Source organism: Kitasatospora sp. NPDC093558 (assembly GCF_040683475.1).
Classification (GTDB): Bacteria; Actinomycetota; Actinomycetes; order Streptomycetales; family Streptomycetaceae; genus Kitasatospora.
Genome location: NZ_JBFBDY010000942.1, coordinates 1 through 2,015, shown reverse-complemented (window position 1 = coordinate 2,015; position 2,015 = coordinate 1). Strand labels below are relative to the sequence as shown.

1 protein-coding gene is annotated in these 2,015 nt (G+C 74.2%); it reads left to right on the top strand.

The window, feature by feature from the left end; all coding sequences use genetic code 11:
• Window positions 1-347 precede the first annotated feature (347 nt).
• The gene (gene thrB / locus AB0O00_RS37200; RefSeq protein WP_363659119.1) at window positions 348-1,286 is read left to right on the top strand and encodes a homoserine kinase; all 939 of its coding nucleotides are present in this window, start codon (window positions 348-350) and stop codon (window positions 1,284-1,286) included.
• Window positions 1,287-2,015 lie beyond the last annotated feature (729 nt).

The window sequence follows — 2,015 nt, the reverse complement described above, 5'->3', positions numbered from 1 at the left end:
GCTGAATCGTTGACGCCCCGTCGGGCCGACCCTTTCGGGGGTCGGCCCGACGACGTTCTCCGGTGACACTTTTGTGTCAATTCCGCTTCGCATTCCGATGCGATTCCGGTGAGCATTTCGGCCAGAAGCGGCAACACACCAGATCGAAGCCCCACGGGGTGTACCACTGGGGAACCTCTCTTCGATACTCTGGGTCCGGCCGTGTGGCACATGCCCCGGGTCCGGCCCCCTCGCGGGCCGCACCGACGACTGTGACCGCCCGCCCCGGTACGGGGCCCGCGGCCCGCCTCCCCACCCTCGCACCGACGCGCTCCGCGCCGCCCGATTTCCCCAGGAGAGTCCACCGCATGGCCGGTCCCGCGTTCCGTGCCGCCGCCGTCCGGGTCCGGGTCCCCGCGACCAGCGCCAACCTCGGCCCAGGCTTCGACGCCTTCGGACTCGCGCTGGGCCTGTACGACGACGTGGTCGTCCGGGTCGCCGACTCCGGCCTGTCCGTCGACATCGCCGGGGAGGGCGCCGACTCGCTGGCCCGCGACGAGCGCCACCTCGTCGTCCGCTCGATGCGCGCCGCCTTCGACCGGCTCGGCGGCCAGCCGCGCGGCCTCGAAGTGGTCTGCGCCAACCGGATACCGCACGGCCGGGGCCTCGGTTCCTCGTCGGCGGCCATCTGCGCCGGCCTCGTGGCCGCCCGCGCCGTCACGATCGGCGGCCCGTCCGCGCTGGACGACGACGCGCTGCTGGACCTCGCCTCCGAGCTGGAGGGCCACCCCGACAACGTCGCGGCCTGCCTGCGCGGCAACTTCACCGTCGCGTGGACCGACGAGGAGTCGGCCAAGGCCGTCGTCCTGGAGCCGTCCGCGCAGGTCGTCCCGGTCGTCTTCGTGCCCGCCACCGAGGTGCTCACCAAGACCGCCCGCGGCCTCCTGCCCAAGACCGTCCCGCTCGGCGACGCCGCGGTGAACGCGGGCCGCGCCGCGCTGATGGTCGAGGCGCTGACCCGGCGGCCCGAGCTGCTGCTCGCCGCCACCGAGGACCGCCTGCACCAGGACTACCGCGCCTCCGCGATGCCCGAAAGCGCCGGCCTGGTGGGGGCGCTGCGCGCGGAGGGCATCCCCGCGGTCATCTCCGGGGCCGGCCCGACCGTCCTCGCGCTCACCGACGAGGCGGGCGCCGACAAGGTGCTCTCCTTCGCCGGGCACCACGGCCACGGCGGCGACCCGGCGTTCGCCGCGCACCGCCTGGAGCTCGACCGCACCGGTGCCACGGTGCTCCCGCTGGACGCCTGAACAGCACGTTCGGGCGGTCCGCCCGGGCCCGGCCGCGGCACGCCCGCAGCCGGGCCGTCCGGACACGATTGGCAAGCGCAAGGCTGGGGAATGTCTGAGGGGGTCGGTAGTGTTAACCTCATTGCTGCACCAGGTGCCCTCCGGGGCTCGGTGCGCCGCGTCCCGATCCCAGCACTCCGCTTCCGCGGAGTCCCGGCGATATCCGGGGCGACGATTCTCCGGGAGCCCACCGCAGCGCGTACGCAGCCTGCCTGCGCGACTTGCGGCCGCATCCCGAAGCCGTGACGGCACCTGACTCCCACCCGCGGCCTCCCACCTAGAGGCCAGGACGGGCGGAGCGCGGGCCACCGTCACGCGACGGGGGCCCGGGATTCGCAGGCAGCGTGGGGGTACGCCCTTCGGGGAGGTCGGCACACGGCCGGCCCACCGCGCCACTCGCACCACCGTGCTTCGTGCACCGCACCTCGCAGCTCTCCCTCGACGGCTTCCGCCATTCGGGGGATCCCCGCCTCGGACCGACGCAGTCGAGCGTTGGTCAGGACAGCACAACCGGTCGCCGAGCCAGACAGGCCGACGTCCGCTCCAGGGAAGGACCCTTAGTGAGCGACACCACCGATCTGATGGGCGCGCGCCCGGACGCCGACGCGTCGGACGCCGCCGCCCCCGCTGCCCCGGCCCGGCGCCGCCACCTTCCTCGACCTGCTCGCCCCCGCCGTCCGCTCGATCACC